A 1228-nucleotide genomic window follows, 5' to 3' on the forward strand; every position below is an offset into this window, starting at 1 on the left:
CGGCGCGGGCCGCCCGCCGCGCGGAGCGGCGGCCGGTCGCCCTCCCTGGACCGGCGGCGCGAGCTCGGCCGCATAGCGTGCCAGCCAGCCCTCGGCGGGCCCGCCGAAGCGCTTCGCGCAGCGGCGGAGTTCGTCCGCGAACATGCGGGCGACGAGCCAGCGGACCCCCGGCGTCATCTCGATCGTCGGATTGACGCTCTTCCGGTTGAAGCCGGGCGGGAGCACCCCGGTTCCGCGCGCGGGATCGGCGCCGAGGAAGCCCAGGATGCTGGCGCGGAACCCGGCCGGGTCTGCCTCGAGGTCGTCGAAGAAGGAGAGGGCGAAGTTCTCCGGCGGGACGTGGCGCGTCCAGAGCGCGACGGCCTCGCTCGGCCGCGAATGCGAGGCGACCGGCTGCTCGCGCGCGAACGCGGCGAGCCGTTCCGGCGTCGGAAGCTCGAGCCGCCCCTCCCGCCGCGCCGCCATGCAATATTGCGACCAGAAGCGTTCGACCGGGTCGCGGATGATGTAGAACACCTTCATGCTGGGAAACGCGGCCACGATCTCGGCGATCCGCTCCTCCGGCAGCGTCGCGTCGAAGGGCGTGAGCTCGCCGGAGAGGCGGTCCCCCTTCGGGTTGAAGAGCTTGGCGTATTCCCGGACGTCGCGCGGCCGCTCGTCGAGCCAGAGGAGCGCGCGCAGGAACGCGATGTCGCCGCGGTCGATCGGACGGTGCTGCTCCTCGGCGCGCTGCCGGTTCAGTCCGTCGAGATCGGCGAGGGCGCGCTCATAGAGGCGCCGGACGGCTCCGGTCGGCAGGCCGTGGAAATAGCGGATCTCCTTGAGCGGCGGCATCCAGAATTCCGGATGGACGCAGAGCTGGTCGTAGAGCCACTGCGTTCCGCCCTTCTGGGCCCCGACGCACATGAAGTCCGGGCCGGCGCCGTGCGCTGCCCTCAGCAGGGCAGGCTTGCGAATCCTATCGATCCGGCGACGCACCCATCGGGACAACCGGTTCGGCTTCAATCCGCCGCTCCATTTCGCGATGCAACATGCAAGCGATATCGCGAAGTTCCGGGCGCGTCGAGCGCCGCGTCATCCGAACCGTTCCCGGAGCGCCGAGAGCCGGCGCTCGAGCCGCCGCCCCATGCGCCGCGGCAGCCTCGAGGCTTCGTCACGGCCGATCGGGCGCGGCAGCGACCGTCCGGCCGCGCGCCCGCCTGCGGCCATGCCGGCGACGAGCCGCCCG

Annotated in this window: 1 protein-coding gene; it reads right to left on the reverse strand. The window is 72.3% G+C overall.

The window, feature by feature from the left end:
* The coding region (locus E4O86_RS22960) for a sulfotransferase (RefSeq protein WP_161142851.1) at positions 1-906 on the reverse strand (906 nt) is incomplete at its 3' end.
* Positions 907-1228: the final 322 nt, after the last annotated feature.

This window comes from Propylenella binzhouense (assembly GCF_009866965.1).
Lineage (GTDB): Bacteria > Pseudomonadota > Alphaproteobacteria > Rhizobiales > Afifellaceae > Propylenella > Propylenella binzhouense.